19 protein-coding genes are annotated in these 18,060 nt (G+C 44.3%); 11 read left to right on the top strand and 8 right to left on the bottom strand.

Annotation, left to right across the window (positions count from 1 at the left end; translation table 11 throughout):
- Window positions 1-197 precede the first annotated feature (197 nt).
- Window positions 198-1,076: a LysR substrate-binding domain-containing protein gene (locus WA381_RS00935; protein WP_039226287.1), complete on the bottom strand. Its 879-nt coding sequence runs from the start codon at window positions 1,074-1,076 to the stop codon at window positions 198-200.
- Window positions 1,077-1,265: 189 nt separating this feature from the next.
- On the opposite strand from WA381_RS00935, the gene WA381_RS00930 reads away from it, so the two are divergent.
- On the top strand, window positions 1,266-2,423 hold the full coding sequence (locus WA381_RS00930; protein WP_014950490.1) for an S-(hydroxymethyl)glutathione dehydrogenase/class III alcohol dehydrogenase: 1,158 nt from the start codon (window positions 1,266-1,268) through the stop codon (window positions 2,421-2,423).
- Window positions 2,424-2,511: 88 nt separating this feature from the next.
- On the opposite strand, the gene WA381_RS00925 is transcribed toward WA381_RS00930, so the two are convergent.
- The 3 genes from WA381_RS00925 to WA381_RS00915 all read right to left on the bottom strand — a co-directional run bounded on the left by WA381_RS00925 (window position 2,512) and on the right by WA381_RS00915 (window position 5,180).
- Window positions 2,512-3,144: a transcriptional regulator gene (locus WA381_RS00925; RefSeq protein ID WP_039226283.1), complete on the bottom strand. Its 633-nt coding sequence runs from the start codon at window positions 3,142-3,144 to the stop codon at window positions 2,512-2,514.
- 96 nt (window positions 3,145-3,240) lie between these two features.
- The gene (locus WA381_RS00920; protein WP_156078761.1) at window positions 3,241-3,885 is read right to left on the bottom strand and encodes a response regulator; all 645 of its coding nucleotides are present in this window, start codon (window positions 3,883-3,885) and stop codon (window positions 3,241-3,243) included.
- Window positions 3,882-5,180, bottom strand: coding sequence for a sensor histidine kinase (locus WA381_RS00915; protein WP_156086837.1), 1,299 nt, complete (start codon window positions 5,178-5,180; stop codon window positions 3,882-3,884). The genes WA381_RS00920 and WA381_RS00915 overlap by 4 nt, the downstream gene beginning before the upstream one ends.
- A 173-nt stretch (window positions 5,181-5,353) precedes the next feature.
- On the opposite strand from WA381_RS00915, the gene WA381_RS00910 reads away from it, so the two are divergent.
- From WA381_RS00910 to arsB, 6 genes are all read left to right on the top strand, one after another.
- Complete coding sequence (locus tag WA381_RS00910; RefSeq protein WP_156086838.1) at window positions 5,354-6,121, top strand: hypothetical protein; 768 nt, start codon at window positions 5,354-5,356, stop codon at window positions 6,119-6,121.
- 170 nt (window positions 6,122-6,291) lie between these two features.
- Window positions 6,292-6,981: a hypothetical protein gene (locus WA381_RS00905; RefSeq protein ID WP_156086839.1), complete on the top strand. Its 690-nt coding sequence runs from the start codon at window positions 6,292-6,294 to the stop codon at window positions 6,979-6,981.
- A gap of 142 nt (window positions 6,982-7,123) precedes the next feature.
- The gene (locus WA381_RS00900) at window positions 7,124-7,468 is read left to right on the top strand and encodes a metalloregulator ArsR/SmtB family transcription factor (RefSeq protein WP_039232026.1); all 345 of its coding nucleotides are present in this window, start codon (window positions 7,124-7,126) and stop codon (window positions 7,466-7,468) included.
- A gap of 172 nt (window positions 7,469-7,640) precedes the next feature.
- On the top strand, window positions 7,641-8,108 hold the full coding sequence (locus WA381_RS00895) for an arsenate reductase ArsC (protein WP_014980113.1): 468 nt from the start codon (window positions 7,641-7,643) through the stop codon (window positions 8,106-8,108).
- Entirely contained in the window at window positions 8,108-8,875 is a 768-nt protein-coding gene (gene arsH, locus WA381_RS00890) for an arsenical resistance protein ArsH (protein ID WP_156086840.1), read from the top strand. Before WA381_RS00895 ends, arsH begins: the two co-directional genes overlap by 1 nt.
- 22 nt (window positions 8,876-8,897) lie before the next feature.
- Window positions 8,898-9,926, top strand: a complete 1,029-nt coding sequence (gene arsB / locus WA381_RS00885) for an ACR3 family arsenite efflux transporter (RefSeq protein ID WP_014980115.1) — start codon at window positions 8,898-8,900, stop codon at window positions 9,924-9,926.
- Between the two features lie 104 nt (window positions 9,927-10,030).
- On the opposite strand, the gene WA381_RS00880 is transcribed toward arsB, so the two are convergent.
- Window positions 10,031-10,429 (bottom strand): response regulator, encoded by a 399-nt coding sequence (locus tag WA381_RS00880; protein WP_014950500.1) that lies wholly within the window; start codon window positions 10,427-10,429, stop codon window positions 10,031-10,033.
- Between the two features lie 179 nt (window positions 10,430-10,608).
- Here WA381_RS00880 and aceK point away from each other — a divergent pair, with 179 nt between their 5' ends.
- The 3 genes from aceK (at window position 10,609) to WA381_RS00865 (ending at window position 14,728) form a co-directional block, all read left to right on the top strand.
- On the top strand, window positions 10,609-12,339 hold the full coding sequence (gene aceK / locus WA381_RS00875; RefSeq protein WP_014950501.1) for a bifunctional isocitrate dehydrogenase kinase/phosphatase: 1,731 nt from the start codon (window positions 10,609-10,611) through the stop codon (window positions 12,337-12,339).
- Window positions 12,340-12,650: 311 nt separating this feature from the next.
- Complete coding sequence (locus WA381_RS00870; protein ID WP_014950502.1) at window positions 12,651-13,331, top strand: response regulator transcription factor; 681 nt, start codon at window positions 12,651-12,653, stop codon at window positions 13,329-13,331.
- Window positions 13,328-14,728 (top strand): HAMP domain-containing sensor histidine kinase, encoded by a 1,401-nt coding sequence (locus WA381_RS00865; protein ID WP_156086841.1) that lies wholly within the window; start codon window positions 13,328-13,330, stop codon window positions 14,726-14,728. Before WA381_RS00870 ends, WA381_RS00865 begins: the two co-directional genes overlap by 4 nt.
- A 108-nt stretch (window positions 14,729-14,836) precedes the next feature.
- On the opposite strand, the gene WA381_RS00860 is transcribed toward WA381_RS00865, so the two are convergent.
- The 3 genes from WA381_RS00860 to WA381_RS00850 form a co-directional block, all read right to left on the bottom strand.
- Window positions 14,837-15,475 (bottom strand): RpiB/LacA/LacB family sugar-phosphate isomerase, encoded by a 639-nt coding sequence (locus WA381_RS00860; protein ID WP_039226261.1) that lies wholly within the window; start codon window positions 15,473-15,475, stop codon window positions 14,837-14,839.
- A 213-nt stretch (window positions 15,476-15,688) separates the two neighbouring features.
- Window positions 15,689-16,249: a DUF3833 domain-containing protein gene (locus tag WA381_RS00855; protein ID WP_014950505.1), complete on the bottom strand. Its 561-nt coding sequence runs from the start codon at window positions 16,247-16,249 to the stop codon at window positions 15,689-15,691.
- 60 nt (window positions 16,250-16,309) lie between these two features.
- The gene (locus WA381_RS00850; RefSeq protein WP_061486442.1) at window positions 16,310-16,966 is read right to left on the bottom strand and encodes a chalcone isomerase family protein; all 657 of its coding nucleotides are present in this window, start codon (window positions 16,964-16,966) and stop codon (window positions 16,310-16,312) included.
- Between the two features lie 107 nt (window positions 16,967-17,073).
- Between WA381_RS00850 and WA381_RS00845 the strand changes: the two genes are divergently transcribed.
- Entirely contained in the window at window positions 17,074-18,003 is a 930-nt protein-coding gene (locus tag WA381_RS00845; RefSeq protein WP_061486443.1) for a 1-aminocyclopropane-1-carboxylate deaminase/D-cysteine desulfhydrase, read from the top strand.
- Window positions 18,004-18,060: the final 57 nt, after the last annotated feature.

Below are 18,060 nucleotides of genomic sequence, written 5' to 3'. Positions count from 1 at the left end.
GTCAGCGACCGCCCTTTTTAAGGTGGTAATTAACATAATGGTGGTGCGAGTAAGTAGAATCTTTTTCATACAGGCAATTTGCCGTATAGACGTCTATATGTCAACCGCAGTTTTCACTACACTGTATTGCAAAAAGTGCAACACTCTACACGGAATATTGCTTATTAAGGCACACAAGGCTTACTTTGTTTGTTTTCCTAGCGATCATCCATGATATTTTGGGCAAGGAAATCAACCAGTAAACGAATCTTTGGCGCAACATTTCTATTGGAAGGAAATACTGCCCAAATAGCTTCTTGCTTGTCTTTATATTCTGGTAATACCTCTATCAATTCGCCGCGTGCCAATGCTTCACGCACATAAAACCCAGGTAGCTGGGTAAGCCCCAATCCTGCCAAAGCAGCGCTACAGAGTGCGTTGCCACTGTTGTATCGCACACGTCCTTGCACTGGCAACGTTTGCACTTCTTTATTTACAACGAACCTCCAGTTGGGTTGGGAGCCTACCAACAAAGTATGTTCCTTAAGCTCTTGTAGAGATTTTGGCATCGAGTGTTGAGAAAAATAGTCTTTGCTACCGCATACAAACAAATGACGTGTAGCCAGCTTTTTAGCAACAAGTGTCGAGTCTTCTAATTTGCCAATGCGTATGGCAAGGTCGAGGCCTTGCTCCACAATATCGAGTTTTTCATTGGAGAACGTGCACTGAACGCTAATGCCAGCGTACTTTTGCATAAAGGTATTGAGCAAAGGCGCGATAAAGGCTTCGCCAAACGCTACGGGAGCGGTAAGTTTAATTAGCCCTTGCGGCGATGCTTGCAGTGCGCTTACAGCTAGCTGGGCATCTTCGAGCGCCTTTAATGCAGGCATTGCCTGCTGAAAATACTGCGTGCCCGCTTCAGTAAGTGAAACACTTCGCGTAGTGCGCTGTAATAATTTAACGCCTAGCTGCTTTTCAAGTGATGCGACTTTACGGCTTATCTGCGCAACTGACGTATCGAGCTTATTTGCAGCCCCGGTAAAATTGCCAACGTCAGCTACGGCACAAAACTCGGCTATGCCTTCTAGATATTTCATTATCGCCACTCGTTAGTTTAGCGTTGTTCAACGCAGCGCTGGTTTATTTAAGTACATTCTATTTGGCCAAATCAATTATTACAAATATGAAATAGTGATTTACTAAAACCGTATTTATCATTAGTAATCCGTCTCCTATACTTTGGCCTATAAAACATCATCGTATATTTATGATTAAGGAGTCATCACATGACATCGTTTAAAGATTCGTTGCAAGAAGGTCAAACTCACATCAAGTCAAAAGCTGCGGTGGCTTGGGGCCCGGGTGAGCCGTTAAAGATGGAAGAAGTTGACGTAGAGCTTCCTAAGAAAGGCGAGGTACTTGTACGCATCGTTGCAACTGGCGTATGCCACACTGATGCATTTACGCTGTCCGGTGATGATCCTGAAGGCGTATTCCCTTCAATTCTAGGCCACGAAGGTGGTGGTATTGTTGAAATGGTGGGCGAAGGTGTAACCAGCGTAGAAGTTGGTGATCACGTTATTCCTCTTTACACCGCAGAATGTGGCGAATGTAAGTTCTGTAAGTCAGGCAAAACTAACCTTTGCCAAGCAGTGCGCGAAACACAAGGTAAAGGCTTAATGCCAGACGGCACAAGCCGCTTCTCTAAAGATGGTGAGCCAATTTATCATTACATGGGCTGTTCAACGTTTTCTGAGTACACGGTTTTACCAGAAATATCGCTGGCGAAAGTAAACAAAACGGCCCCGTTAGAAGAAGTATGCTTACTTGGCTGTGGTGTGACAACCGGTATGGGCGCCGTGCTTAAAACTGCGAAAGTACAAGAAGGCGACACGGTTGCTATCTTTGGGTTAGGTGGTATCGGTCTATCTGCCATTATTGGTGCACGCATGGCAGGCGCCGGCCGCATTATTGGTATTGATATTAATGAAAGTAAGTTTGACCTAGCAAAACAGCTTGGTGCAACTGACGTGGTAAACCCTCAGAATTTCGATAAGCCTATTCAAGAAGTGATTGTTGAAATGACTGACGGCGGCGTTGACTACTCGTTTGAATGTATCGGCAACGTCAACGTTATGCGTTCTGCACTTGAGTGCTGTCACAAGGGTTGGGGCGAATCTGTGATCATTGGTGTAGCTGGTGCAGGACAAGAAATTTCAACGCGCCCATTCCAATTAGTGACAGGTCGTGTATGGCGCGGCTCTGCATTTGGCGGTGTTAAAGGTCGTTCAGAGCTGCCAGGTATTGTAGAGCAATACTTAAATGGTGACTTTGGTCTTCAAGAGTTTATCACTCACACCATGGGTCTTGGTGACATTAACAATGCCTTTGATTTAATGCATAAAGGTGAAAGTATTCGCTCTGTTGTGCATATGGATAAATAAGCATTAGAACCAAAGCGCAGATATTTTAGAATAAAAAACAAAGGCCCGCATAAATGCGGGCCTTTTTGTAGTTACCATATGTGTAAATCTATTTGGCTCTCTTGCGTCTTATAAACGCAAAAGCTGAAAGAGGTAGCAAAATAGCCAAGCTCGCTGGCTCACTAACTGAAACACTGGATACACTCGCTAATCTAGGCGCTTCAGTTACCACGATATCATCAACAAAATTGCCATAGGTTCCTGTATTGATGGTAGAAAAACGGATGGTTGTCAGCGCAGTTTGCGCAACAAAATCACCGTAGAATTCAGACCAAGTTTTAATGGCGTGATCGTCAAACACTTGACTGAACAAAATGTTGTCCGTATCGCTGAATATGTCTAGCTGAAAACTTTCACCTTTACCTCGTGCTGCATAAGCAAATGACACATCATAGGTAGCATCTGCTTCAGTAGAGAAGCTTTGAAAAATAAAGTATCGGCCATTATTGCCATTGGCATTAAGCTCAGCATATTGGCTACCATCAAATGCATTTAACCCTTGGAAGTTATCCCATAGCTCCATATTTGTGCCGCTCCACCCATCAACTGTTCCAGCAGTGAAGGCTTTCCAGCTATTACTCTTAATATCGTTGTTCTCAAAGCTACCGTTTAAAATCAAATTGGCGTGAGCTGTCGTGCTCACACCGAAAACTAAAGATAAAACTACTAACCACTTGCTCATGTACTTCTCCGAAATCACATGTGATCCTATGATTGTATTTTACCAAGTGGTCCAACCTGTGTATCTTATTCTTTAGCATGTTGTATAAAAGTATAACTAAATAACCCCCTGCTCTAACGCCTTGAGCACTGCCCTCGTTCTATCTCGTACACCAAGCTTAGCCATGACTGAAGAAACTTGGTTCTTAATGGTGCCTGTTGATTTGAACATCGCATCTGCAATTTCTTTATTACTGTAACCCGCAGCGATCAAACGGAGAATTTCGACTTCTTTCTCAGTAAGTGGCTCTGGATTTTCAAACGACTCAAATTCTACGTTCAGTCCTTTCAAGCCTTGCAACACTTTTTCGGTTACCGCGGGCTGAATCAGCGTTTTACCATTTTTTATTTGTGTAATAGTGTCAACCAGGGTTTCTAGCGATACATCTTTAAGCAGGTACCCTTTTGCACCAGCGCGCATAGCGCCGTTTACCAGCTCGTGATCGTCAAACGTAGTAAGCATTAGCACTGGCGTACTAATCCCTTTATCACTCAGTGCAAGCAAAGTATCGATACCCGATAATTTGGGCATGCGAATATCCATTAATATCACATCACAGTTTAAAGCGTTTTCACTATCAATGAGCTGCTGACCATTTTCGTATTCGCCAACAACTTCAACGCTATCATCAAGCCCTAAAAGTGATTTGATGCCTTCCCTTACCAGCATTTGATCTTCAACTAATATAAGGCGTGTTTTCATTCGCCCTCCGGTATGTGAATTGCGATGCGAAAACCCTGCTCGGTTCGCTGCCAGCTGATAGTTCCATTTAGCTCATGAACCCGTTCCTGCATTCCTTTTAGGCCATTGCCAGCCACCACACGACTTGAAGTGTCAGATTCGCTTGACCGCTCTTCCTTTCGAACCCCTTCTGCAAAAGCGCCTTCTGAATGGCTACATGGTGCTTTGTCGAAGAACTGTATGCTACTTGGCTGCTCATCACTGAGTTTCTCATCTGCAGCATGCGGCACCATACTGTCGTGCATTAGTAGGTTGTAAGCGCCGTTGTGTTGCGTCAGTGATAGGGAAAAATAATGCGCCTGTGTATGGCGTATCACGTTAGTTAGCGCCTCCTGCATACTTCGCAAAAGGCAATCGGCAATTCGCACGTTGGTTAACATTAAATTGTCGTCAATGTGCAGATTTACCATCGGCCTAGGCAAATCTTTAATTAGTGCGTTTACTGCTAATGAAAAATCAATAGCCGCATTTTCCCGAATGTCAGAAATCGCTTCTCTAACATCAGAGAGTAAAAGCTTAGCGATACTGTGGGACTGCTCAACGTGTTGCTTTATGGCTTGCGATTCAGTGCTCTCTAATAAATCCGCCTTTCTAGACGCGACTTGAAGGTTGATAGTAAGCGCCGTCAAATGATGCCCTAAAACATCATGAATGTTTCGCGCTATACGCAGGCGTTCATCTTGAGTAAGCGCCTGCTTCATTAGTTGCTGAGTACTTAATAATTGTCTATTGAGCGCATCGGCTTCTTCACGCGCTTTCGATTCTTTAATGGCCGTGTTCGACATGATCATGGCAAATAAATTGAATGTCCAAAACAGCACGCCAGTCAAGACAGCTTGCTGCTCTTGCCACACCCACCCTTGGATGAGGATGGTGGGCAAAGCCAATGGTATTGAAAGCACGACGCACGTTTTCCAATTAACATAGTAAGGAAGAATGGCGGACCAAATAACAATGAAGATGGCAAGGTAGGCATAGGGAAGCAAAAACTGGCACAGTACCGCTAATAGAAACATCGCCCATAACGTTGGCAGCCTTAACGAAGGCATACTGTGGTCATGCCTACTGACAATCACAAAAGTCGCAGCTAGCATACAAAAAATAGCAATGGCGGAGAGGGTTCGCCAATGCATGAATGAGTATTGAAGATACAAGAAGTAAAGTGCAGAGCCGCTTACAAACAACCACGTAATGCATGCAGACGCGCGCTCAATATCGATGCTCACCCGCCAGTGAGCAGGGATTGAGATTTTCATTCGTTTCTGACTACCTATATCTTTTCGTTCTTATAGCGCTACTTTGACAAAAAACACGGTTCAATGCATAGGCCAGAAGTCACTTTTTATTTCGTGACTTCTGGCACTGTTGTCAATCTCGCGAAGTCATCACTATAAGCCTACAATTTTGTTCATTGCCAAAGGAAAGCAAGATGCAAACAATTCATGGCTTTATAGTAGCGCTTCACGTTTTAACGGGTGCATTGTCACTTTTACTATTTTGGGTGCCTAGTTTTACGAGAAAGGGCGGAAAAGCCCACAAGCAATTTGGTGGTTACTATATAAAAGCGATGCTATTTACGTCTGTTAGTGGCGTTATCAGCTCTACAATGGTGTTGTTTATTCCGCTAGTCATCTACCCAACAATGCCCGAGCACTTTGAGTCTGTTGCTTATTTCACTGCATACCTTAGAGGTCAATATATCTTTTTGCTGATGTTAAGCCTGTTGGTGTGGAACAACGTGAGGCATTCTGTAGCGGTGCTTAAAGTGAAGCAAAATCTTGAGAAACTGCGTACTATCGAGTATCTGTGGCTACCCGCTTTGCTTACTGTTGTAGCTTCTATTGCATTGTATCAGGGTATTACGTACGGCATCACGCTAACTTGTATCTTTGCCCCTATTGCACTGTTAAATGCCATTGGTATTGCGCGCTATGTTTATCAAAAAGACATCGTTGCAGGTTCGTGGGTAACTGAGCACATTGGGCATATCATTGGCTCTGGCATTGGTGCATATACCGCATTTTTTGCCTTTGGAGGACGCGCATTATTCGAAGGCTCGCCGTCACTACAACTTGTCAGTTGGGTTCTACCTGCCCTTATAGGCGTTCCTTTTTCAATCTGGCTTAGCTGTAAATACAAACCAAAATCATCTGGTCGTAATACGTCTTCTTTAAAACCTAAGGTAGTGAAAAGTTAAACTTAAAAGTGATATATAAAAATTCAATTCAGCAGTTGTTATCAATGCCACGGTTAGGGCCTGTTTACATAACGGTGGCATTGCCACTTGGACAACAAGCCATCAAATGTGTAACGTAAGAAATGGCAATAACGCCACCACTAACCAGTGTGAACATCGAGCGCTAAATTATGAAAAAGCACCAATCAGCAGCACTTAAAATATTGAAAGATACACTGTCATTTCAAACGTATAAGCGTAGTCTCGCTGTCAGTGCGGCCTGTATTGGTTTAGGGCTAGGTTTAAGTGCACATGCGAACGCATATCATGAAGACAATTCAACACCGCAAACCAGTGACCAAGCGCAAATGAATACCAAACCGACACTTACAACGCTCACCAACTACCAAGAAAACGCGCCATATATGTTCTCTTCGGGCTTACCCGATGCCTCTCACCTTTCTTTACTGAAAGAAAAAGGGGTGACGCACGTTGTAGATTTGATCCCAGGGGATAGAACCAGTGAAATCTTAACTACCTCAAAATTAGGACTCGATTACTTTAATGTGCCCGTGGATTGGGAAGGCCCCACATTAGCCAACTTTTTAAATTACGCTGCGTTTATGCAAACCGTCGATATCAAAGAAGACAAGGTACTTACGCACTGTAAACTGAATTGGCGAGGCGCTGCTTTTACGTATCTATACAGAATTAACGTACTTGGTGAAAATGAACAAGCCGCCCAAAAAGACCTTATGGCTATTTGGCATCCGAATCCAACATGGTTCGCCTTCATGAACGAGGTAATTGCCCACTACAATGAGCTAAACGGTAAAGAAGTAGCGATGTCGTTCGAGGCTGCCGCTCCTGAAAACCACTAAATTTCTGTCTTACCGAGAATAATGGCGGTCTAAGACCCTCTCGTCCCTACCAAACACATATGAAATTTCAGATTTATCATTGACACATACGGAATTTCATATACGATACATCACATACGAAATTTCATATGTGATGTGATTTATGTCGACTTGTTCTGATTCTGCGCAGCTACAGCCTTTAACATTTTTCAAATGCTTGTCGGAAGACACCCGCTTAAAGACGCTACTTATGCTCAGTGTAAAAGGTGAGCTATGCGTGTGCGACCTTACTGATGCGCTTCAATTAAGCCAGCCCAAAATTTCACGCCATCTCGCTGACTTACGAAAGTGCGGTTTAGTTCTCGATACTCGTAAGGGTAAATGGGTGTATTACCAGCTCCATCCTGACCTACCCGCTTGGGCACTGGAGGTCATTAAAAACACCGCTATTCATAACAATGAATATATTAGCGAGGCGTTAGCGAATTTGTCCTGCGAGAATTGCTAGATTCCAAACTTTCTGGATGGCACAAAGACCGCTGCAAAAATGCACAGCAAAGGTCAACAGGTCTTGGTGTTAATTGCAGCTTAATACGTCGCCAAGTATCTGTTTTTTTCGAAGTCTTATTCTATTTATTACAGCTACCCACAGTAGCCTCGACCATTAAACAAGGTTTTATATGAAGATTTTATATATTTGTACGCACAACCGTTGCCGCAGCATTCTTTGCGAGGCCATCACTAACGCCTCGAACGGCAATGTAGAAGCGCGCAGTGCGGGCAGCCAGCCTGTCGGTGAAGTACACCCTCTTTCTCTTAAGTACCTTGCAGAGCGCGGGTTTAGTACAGACGGCCTTCAAAGCCAGTCGTGGGATGAATTTGAAGATTACGATGCTGATCTTGTTGTCACGGTTTGTGATTCAGCGGCGGGCGAGTCATGCCCTGTTTATTTCGGTAAATCTCTTAAGGTGCACTGGGGCTTAGAAGACCCGTCTAAGTTAGAAGGTAGCGAACAAGAGAAAGCAGAGGCATTCAACAACACCATCGATATTATTGAAAAGCGTGTAGCGGCATTAGCAGAACTTGCTGAGAAAAACTTAGATAAAGCAGCGCTTAAAGAGGCACTCTCAAAATTAGGAGCCCAGTAATGGGTAACAGTAAATCAATGAGCCAAGATATATCAAGCAACCAAGAAAGCTTAACGGCACAAAGCCCATCTGATAACGCGGTAATGGCGCAAATGCACAAGCCAATTATGGCTAACTTTGCATCAAGGTTCTCAGACCACAAGCCGCGTATATTGCTACTTTACGGCTCGCTCAGAGAACGCTCGTACAGCCGCCTAGTAATTGAAGAGTCGGCGCGGTTGCTCGAATACTTTGGCGCTGAAGCCAAAATCTTTGACCCTCGTGGATTGCCGCAGCCAGATACTGAAGATGACTCACATCCAAAAGTGAAAGAACTGCGTGAGCTTATGATGTGGTCTGAAGGGCAAATTTGGTGTTCACCAGAGCGCCACGGCAGCATGACTGGCATTATGAAAAGCATGATTGACTGGGTACCGCTTAGCCTTGGCGGCGTGCGACCGACCCAAGGTAAAACGTTGGCGATTATGCAGGTTTCCGGCGGTTCACAATCGTTCAATGCGGTAAACCAAATGCGCATTTTAGGTCGCTGGATGCGCATGCTAACCATCCCTAATCAGTCTTCTGTGGCAAAAGCCTTTCTAGAATTTGAAGACGATGGTCGCATGAAGCCGTCACCTTACTACAACCGCATTGTGGACGTAGTTGAAGAGTTGGTGAAATTTACTTTGCTCACCCGCGACAACAAAGACTTTTTAGTTGACCGCTATTCTGAGCGCGTTGAAAGCGCAGAAGAAGTGAGTAAGCGTGTTAATCAAAAATCGTTGTAAAGTAAGACAAAGGTGAATCAGAATGGGTTTCTTTGAACGTTATTTATCAGTGTGGGTTGGCCTTTGCATTGTTGCAGGGGTGGGCCTAGGCTATGCCATGCCGGGTGTCTTTGCGTCTATTGCGGCGCTTGAATATGCGCACGTAAACCTGATAGTGGCAGTACTTATTTGGCTAATGATTTACCCAATGATGGTACAAATAGACTTTGGCTCAATTAAAGACGTGGGTAAAAAGCCGAAAGGCCTTGTACTGACCTTGGTGATTAACTGGCTGATAAAGCCCTTCACTATGGCACTATTGGGTTGGCTATTTTTTAAGGGCATTTTTGCCGACTGGGTAGATCCGCAAACTGCCACTGAGTACATTGCAGGCATGATCCTACTGGGCGTCGCTCCATGTACAGCGATGGTATTTGTGTGGAGTCACCTTACCAAAGGGGATGCTAACTACACGTTAGTCCAGGTATCAATTAATGACTTGATTATGGTCGTTGCCTTTGCACCGCTTACCGCCATGCTGCTGGGCGTAACAGATATAACCGTACCATGGGATACCCTGCTGCTTTCTGTTGCACTGTATGTTGTATTGCCATTGGTCGCGGGTTATATCACGCGCCGTCACTTGGAAAATAAAGGCAATAACGCACAAGGAAATGGCGCTGTTGACGCATTGGTTAGCAAGTTCAAACCCTTTTCAGTTATCGGCCTGCTACTCACTATTGTTATTTTGTTTGGTCTTCAGGCCGAAACTATTTTATCGCAGCCGCAAGACATCGTGCTTATCGCGATACCGCTACTAATACAAACTTACGGTATTTTTGCCATTGCTTACTTTGCGGCAAAACGTATGAAACTGCCGCATAATGTTGCAGCACCGGCATGTATGATTGGTACGTCTAACTTTTTTGAATTGGCGGTAGCCGTCGCTATTTCGCTATTTGGTTTACACAGCGGCGCAGCACTTGCCACTGTGGTGGGTGTATTAGTTGAAGTGCCCGTTATGCTTTCGCTAGTATGGTTTGCGAACAAAACGCGCCACTGGTTTGACTAAGCGCATATGAAAAAGGGCGAACCGCAGTTCGCCCCTTTTCATCAATTTTTCTCATCAACCTTTATCAACGCTTTTTACAACGCTCTTTATAAGTCGTTAAAATCTTAAACCGCAATCGCTGGTTTGTAAGTATCGGGAAGAATAAAGCCAAAGCGCTGCAAAACTGACGTTAGTACGTCCCGTTTTATCGGCTTTTCTATAAAGCCCAGTGCACCTAAAGACATCACTTTTTCTTGCATCATTGGCTGAATATCGCCAGACACGACGATAACAAACGTTTCTAGCTGACGGCGTTTTATTTCACTCAACACACTGATACCACCAAGAACAGGCATGGTCAGGTCCAGTAAAACCAAATCTATTGTGTGATGAGCCAATACTTCCAACGCGTCCATACCATTTGACACTTCGTAAATAGTTTCAGCAAAGCCATCTGGCAAATTGCTTCTCGCCATTTTTCGCGCCAGCGCCGAGTCATCACAAATAAGAATATTAAAACCCATCAAATACAAACTTATAATTGGTTATTAATCCGCCAACAGAATACATTAAACGAAAGTATAATAAAACAAAAAAGTGTCTGATAATTGGTAACTTAATCGCTATCTGCGCCAAACTTCACTCTTCAAGCTATCTATTTTGTGGTAGATATAGCGAGTAACAAAATAAGGAACACACGACCATGCAAGAGTTAGCTACTAGCCAAGATAAGAGTTTGGTAAGAAAAGTTGCCTATCAAATTTTGTCTCATTTCGATAAGAGTTATCGATGGTTCACCCGCATCACTCGTGGCGCTCAAGAAAGGTTCGAAAAGGGAAATTGGAAAGAAACTCAGCTTGCCTCTAAAGAGCGAATAACCATTTACGAGCAAAGCCTGTCAGACGCTGTCGCCGAAATTTATCAGCTAACTCAAGTACATCAAAAAGACGACGCTTTCTGGCAAGAGCTTAAGAAAGTATTTGCATTACAGCTAGAAGGCCACCCGCAGTTTGAGCTAGCCGAAACCTTTTACAACTCTGTAATTGGCCGCTTGTTTAAACATAGAAAAATCGATAACGATATGATGTTTGTCTTGCCCAGCCGCTGTTTCTTACCCGGGCAAGACAGAGACAAAGTGATTAACAGCTTCGACACCACCACCACGGTGCGTGAAATGTACGAGTCAATTTTTAAGATATATCGATACAACATTCCATTTGAAAACTTCGAGCGAGACCTACAGAACCTTGAAAGCGCGCTTCGCGCTCGGTTGAATAAGGAACAGCTAGCCAGCGTTCAAGCTGTGGAAATCCTTAAGCCTACGTTTTTTAGAGGAAAAGCCGCTTACCTGATTGGACGAATTTGCATGCCCGACGAAACGCTGCCGTTTGTTATCGCCATGAGACGCTATAACGAACCCCATATGTTTGTGGATGCGCTGCTAACAGATCGCAAAGACTTAAGCGTTATTTTCGGTTTTGCTCGCAGCTACTTTATGGCTGACACTCAAAATCCTGCGGAAGTTGCCGCCTTTCTTCAAGAGCTTCTCCCCAATAAAAAGCACTTCGAGCTGTATATGGCAATGGGACACTACAAGCACGGTAAAACAGTGTTTTATCGCAACTTCTTGCAGCACATGGACGAGTCGGACGACAAATTTGAGGCGGCTCCTGGCATTCGAGGCCTGGTCATGATGGTTTTCCATCTTCCGTCTTATGGCGTGGTGTTTAAGATTATTAAAGACGAGTTTGCAGAGAGCAAAAAAATCACGCGTGAGCACGTTAAGGAATGCTACAAACTCGTGAAAATGTCAGATCGTGTGGGCCGAATGGCCGACACTCATGAATATGTGAATTTTAGGTTTCCGCTAGACAGAATTGAGCCTGAGTTAATTGATGAACTCAAAGAGACGTGTGCATCGAGTCTAGAATTCACTGAATCTGAACTCATCATTAAACACATGTACATTGAACGGAAAATGACGCCGCTTAATCTGTATCTACAAGAAGAAACAGATGAAGAGAAAATTACCCGTGCACTAGATGAGCTTGGACTGTGCATTAAGCAAATTGCCATGGCCAACATATTTCCTGGCGACATGCTACATAAAAACTTCGGTATTACCCGTCATGGCCGCGTTATTTTCTACGACTATGATGAAATTTGTTTAATGAATGAGCGCAATTTTAGATCCCTGCCGAAATCTGACGATCCTTATGCTATTGATACGCTCTCGGTAGCGCCTAACGACGTATTCCCCGAGCAGTTTGAGCACTTCATTGTAGGTAAACGCAAGTTCAAAGATATACTTAAATCGTTACACGGTGATTTGATGACCCCTGAATATTGGCACGAAGTTCAGGAAAAATGTGCACGAGGCGATGTTCAACACTTCACGCCTTATAACGCCAGCATGCGTTTTGACAGAGGCTAACTAAGTTAAGTGTTTGATCAAGGTGCACGTTGACTGAGTCTCAGTACAGTTTGAGAGCGCAGTTCAAGAGTGTAGAGCAAGCCAATGCACTGTGCATGCGCCCTCTAGGGCACTAGACACCTGAACAAATTGTCGCTACATGCGAAAAAGCTTAAAAGTGATCGTTTCGTTACTTAACACTCGTAAAAGCATGTGAAAGCGATACTGCTTTGCGACTGCTTGATTTTGCTTGCTGACGATTAATTGCCACATAATGGCGACAGCAACGCCAAACAAGTGTGTGAATGTTGATAAACAAAAGAAGCGTAATAATGAAAGTGCTACTTGTAGAAGATGATCCAAAGGTTGCCTCGCACATTGCAAATGGACTATTGGGTGAAGGGCATGAATGTATTACTGTAGGTGATGGAACATCAGGCTACCAACAGGCGTCAAGTAACGAATTAGACGCCGTAATTCTGGATGTGATGCTGCCCGAACTCGACGGTTTTTCTGTTTTAGAAAAACTTCGCGAAGAAGGCAACACAACGCCCGTTTTATTACTGAGTGCAAAAAGTCAGGTTGAAGACAAGGTCAAAGGCCTTCGCACAGGCGCTAATGATTATTTAACTAAGCCTTTTGCCTTTGAAGAGTTACTTGCTCGCGTTGAGGGCCTTGCAGGTCGTAACAAAGAAGGTGAAGACAAGACACTGATAAAAGTAGGCGACCTCACTCTAGACCTAGTTAACCGCAAAGTATTGCGCGGCGATCAAGAGATCGACCTGCAGTCTAAAGAATTTCAATTGCTTGAATGCCTGCTCCGTCACAAGGGTAAAGTCGTGACGCGAAGCATGCTGCTTGAGCAGGTTTGGAACTATCATTTTGACCCGCAAACGAATGTGATAGATGTTCACATTAGCCGCTTGCGTCAAAAAGTGGATAAGGCGTTTAATGTCCCGCTTATAGAGACTGTGCGAGGCACAGGATATCGAATAGCGGATGGGCTTGCATGATAGCAATACGCGACTTTACGCGTAGTTCAAGTTTTCGCGTAGGCGTATTGCTCACTACTCTAGCTTGTATTGCCATTGTTTTAATTGTTTATTTTTGGCGATTAACGAGCAGCGACTTGTTTATTTCGGAATCGAATGCTGCCGTTGATGCCAAAACAAACGCGCTGATTACTCTTTATGAAAACCTCGGTATTGACGCGGTTAAGTTAGCGATAGCCAAAGACAATGGCCAACATTCGCCAAATGGCTCAACAATCACCTCAGCCTCCGACCACCTACGTTCATTCGTTGCACTGAGTAAAGATGAACAAGTTGTGGCTGGCAATTTGTCGTCAATTCCCCTTGTCCTTGAGCGCCACAAAGGCGCCAGTTTTGCTACCGCAGAAATAGTTATTACCCGCCCCAATAGCACAACGAGAAAAACGCTGCGCCAAGCACTTATGAGAGAAGTAACCCTTGGCGATCACGTGCTTTACGTTGGTCGTGGCATTGACGATTTATACAGCGCACAGTGGTTTGGTAAAACGTTCAGCTGGATCATTGTGGTGTTGCTTTGTACCTTGAGTGTGCTGAGCTTCGCTATTGCTGTTTACGTGGTTAATCGAATTAACCGCATGTCGCAAACGGCGGATAAAATTATCAAAACGGGAAACTTGCAAGAGCGTTTAGAAATTGACAGTAATTGGGACGACCTGAGCAGTTTGTCATTTGTGTTTAATCAAATGCTCGATACTATCGAGAGTTCAGTCAACAATATAAAGTCAGTGACCGATAGCATCGCCCATGACCTTCGCACTCCGTTATCTCGACTTCGCAACACGCTAGAAAAAATCGAAGACACTCAACTAAGGGAAGATACAACCCAAGAAGCCGACATCCTGTTAAACATGTTTAACAGCTTGTTACGCATAAGTGGGCTTGAAACCACCAATAAGAAAGAAGGCTTTTGTTCCACTGACGTACGCGCCATCGTAGAGGACGTGGTTGACCTTTATCACCCCCTTGCAGAAGAGCGCGACATTACCCTTTCGAGCGAGCTCGTTGCAGTTACAATGCTTGCCGATCCTAACCTGCTATTTCAAGCTGTAGCTAACGTGTTAGACAACGCCATAAAGTACTCTAATGAAAAAAGTGTGGTCACCGTACAGCTCTCTACCACAGCAAGTCATATCGTGATTGCCGTGAACGATGCGGGAATTGGCGTGGGTGAACATGAAATTGTGAATCTGGAGCGCCGATTTTATCGGGCAGACGGCAGTAGAACCAGTAAGGGAAATGGGTTGGGCTTATCGCTTGTGTCTGCCATTGTGAAGTTACACGACGGCCACATTTGGTTTATTCACGACCCGCTAGTTAAAGGGCACGGGTTAGGTGTGGTATTTACGTTTAAGCGTTAAGCTTTGGACTATTGTTTTTGTCGACAAAAAATAAAAAACGCTGACGCTTTTTTCTTAGCATCAGCGCTTTTATCCTACATTTTCAACGTTGTGATTTGTGCCAGTCGCTTACGCTAACAGCGACTTCACGTACGCTTTAATCTCTTCATCTTGACCGTGGTCAAATAGACACTGCTGGAAACGCTCTCCAGATACGGCTGTTTTAACCAGTTCAACGTCCATTTTTTTCAGTGAATCGACGTAGCTCTCTGGAGCCAACGCACGTTTCAAATCTGCGAGAATACCAGCGTTTCGTACTTGAGGTTCTTTACGTTCAACGGGATAGCCCGCGCCACGCTCGCCTGTTAACGCTTTCTCAAAGATATAACGCGCATTAAGTTCAGCGCCCCATCCAAAGCCTTTTGCAAAAGGTAACGCTAACGCATTTCCATTGTTAACTTGGTTAAACAAAAATGCATCTGAAGGGTCGATACAATAACCGCAAAATACGCCTGGATGAGCATTCAATGACATCATAGCCCCTTGACCCGTACCACAGCCTGAAATCACAAAATCGACAGCTTTCGAGTTGAGTAGAATAGCTCCCATTATGCCTAAGTGCACATAGGTAAGATGGTGATCAGTTTCGCTGTTCATACCCACATTGAATACAGCGTGTCCCAGTGAGTCCGCCACGCTTGTGAGCTCATTTAATATTACCGGATTCTTAGCCGCCTGACTGTTTTCCATCATCAATGCAACTTTCATGAACGCTCCTAAGCAAAGAAAAATAACGAATTAAACGCTTACATTAGCATGGAACGAAATGCCACCTCACGGGTAATGCCAAAGTAAATGTCGATTAGTTTCAAATGTGAAACGAAAACGGAAATATATGAAGATGGAGGGCCGACGAGTAACAACTCACTGACCAGTAAATCTACTGGCCAGCATTTTTCAAAAAACGAGGTTAATGGCGTATTAGTCTGTTTGTTTTTGCATAAATATGGTGACTTCTGCCATCACAATGCCAAACTTACGAATATACGAGCGGTTCATCATAGTACTGTCGTCAAATGCCCAAAACCAATCGTCAAACGTCACTGAATAGGTAGTGTCATCCACCGGCAAATCCATCTCGTAATGAAAGTTAAATGCGTTGCCAAAGCTTGTGCCCTTGGCTGGACCATCAATGTCACTCGCGCGACCCACATAGCTATTATCACTCTGCTTTACGATGGTCCAAGTACGGGACGTTGGACCGTCCCCCACACCGTAATTAAAGGATTCATCAAGGGTTAACGTATCGCCATCTACTGAACCATCGATGTCTACTACGAACCTTTGCACCACCTCGCCCGAGCGGTTCTGAACAATGCCCCAGGCTTTAACGTTCCCATCAAAAAATTGCTCAATATCGAAAACAGGCGATACAGACCTGTAGTCTTCACCATCCACTGAAACAGAGCATCCGGATAGCCCTGCCACCGTTAAAGCGGCAATTCCGATTCCTAAAACAAACTTCACCGTATTCTTTATCACTTTCGCAACCTTAATCAATTGACGAGATAGACTTGGCGTAATGCTAATAAAGCGTTGCCCTTATCCGTTTCCCAATAACTTCTTTCTAAATTTTGGCTCAGACGTTTTATCGCTTAGCCAGATATCAAAAAAACGCTGTGTAAATACTTTGTCTTCAATTTCATCAGCCTTTTCACCGTTCACGTAAAACACACTCGTGCCATCTTTCGTAGCGATACCGGTAATGACGTCACCCTCGCTGACGTCAGGAAAGATACTATTCATTAGGGAAAGCCACTTGTCTGAGTCGTCAGCCGATAGGTCTCCTTGCTTTTTCATTTCATCGATAGAACGCTGGGCAATTTTCTTGCCTTCCAAGTCTCGCTGGTACGTTAACTTTAGTGCAAAGGGGGGCTGGTTTTGGTAAGCGCCATCAGGCGCGTAAAGCTCACCGGTATACACATCCCAGAAGTAGTAAGAGAACATTCCTTTTCCAACGAGCTTTGCATTGGGAACATAATTACTGATGTGCTTAACATCTGGCTCTTGCGCAACCGCATTCTTTGACATGATTAGCCCGCTTGTTGATATCGAAACAAAAAGCATGATGGAAAACATCTTCGCAGCCATACTAGCGCTATACATAGAATATCCCCACACACCACTGGCACTTTCTGGGCGCATTGGTAAGGATTTAGCTCTCAACTGGCGAAATAGGCCATACATTTTGATAACCATAACTATGCTCTTATTAGCGTAATAAACATTACAGGTCTTTTATTGAATTTCTATCTGGTTATACTCTTGCCTTCACACATTTGATCAACTGACACTAGGCTCTCGTTGTGCTTCCCCTTGATGCATTTAAATCGTCATTAACCCTGCCCTCACCGCTAGTCCCATTTAAGCCAAATTGGGAAGGTGCCAGCAAGGTATCGCTATTTGTTAAACGTGATGATGCTATTCACCCTGTAATGTCAGGTAATAAATGGCGGAAGCTAAGTCATGCGCTCACCAGCCCGTTGCCAAAAACGATAGTGAGTTTCGGCGGCGGTTTTTCTAACCACCTGCATGCACTAGGCTTTGTTTGTTATAAATTGGGCATTCCTTTTAACGCCATTATTCGCGGTGATTACAGCGCTGCACCTACACCCATGATTGAGGATTTGAAAAGTTGGCGCACCCGTATCGACTATGTAGACCGAGTCACTTACAAAAAGCGAAACGATAGCGCATATCTACTTCATCTTAAGCAGCAGCAACCTGACGCGATGATCATTCCTGAGGGCGGAAGCCAAGCACAAGCGCTTCAAGGGATAAAGGACATGGTTGATGAAATCGACATAGACTTTGATTTTATTGTCGCTCCTGTCGCTAGTGGAGCCACTTTGGCGGGAATAGTCAGTGCATTAAATAAACGTAATGAAAATAATGCGAAAGACACTCTCCATCACACTGGTTGCAACGCTGTCGGTGTTGGCGTGCTGAAGGGTGAAGACTACTTAGAAGGATTAGTCGAACAATTTCTTCCAGCCTCGCTTGGGCGATCAAATTGGCATATTGAACACAACTACCACTTCGGTGGTTACGCCAAAGCGCCAAATGAGCTTCAAACCTTCTGCAACGATTTTAATAATACTTTCGATTTTGATATCGAGCCTGTTTATTCCGGCAAAGCCTTTTGGGCAGTTAAAGATATGCTGGCCAAAGGTATGTTTGAAGACGGGTCACGCATTGTTGTACTGCACACAGGCGGCTTGCAAGGCGCAAGATAAAACCCTTTTATAACAGAGTGTTGCGCTCACTACCTTTCGGTGTTACAACTATCCCTG

The organism is Alteromonas sp. CH_MED4-4, from assembly GCF_037029575.1.
In the GTDB taxonomy this organism is placed as follows: domain Bacteria; phylum Pseudomonadota; class Gammaproteobacteria; order Enterobacterales; family Alteromonadaceae; genus Alteromonas; species Alteromonas macleodii.
This window is presented reverse-complemented; position numbering and strand designations above follow the sequence as displayed.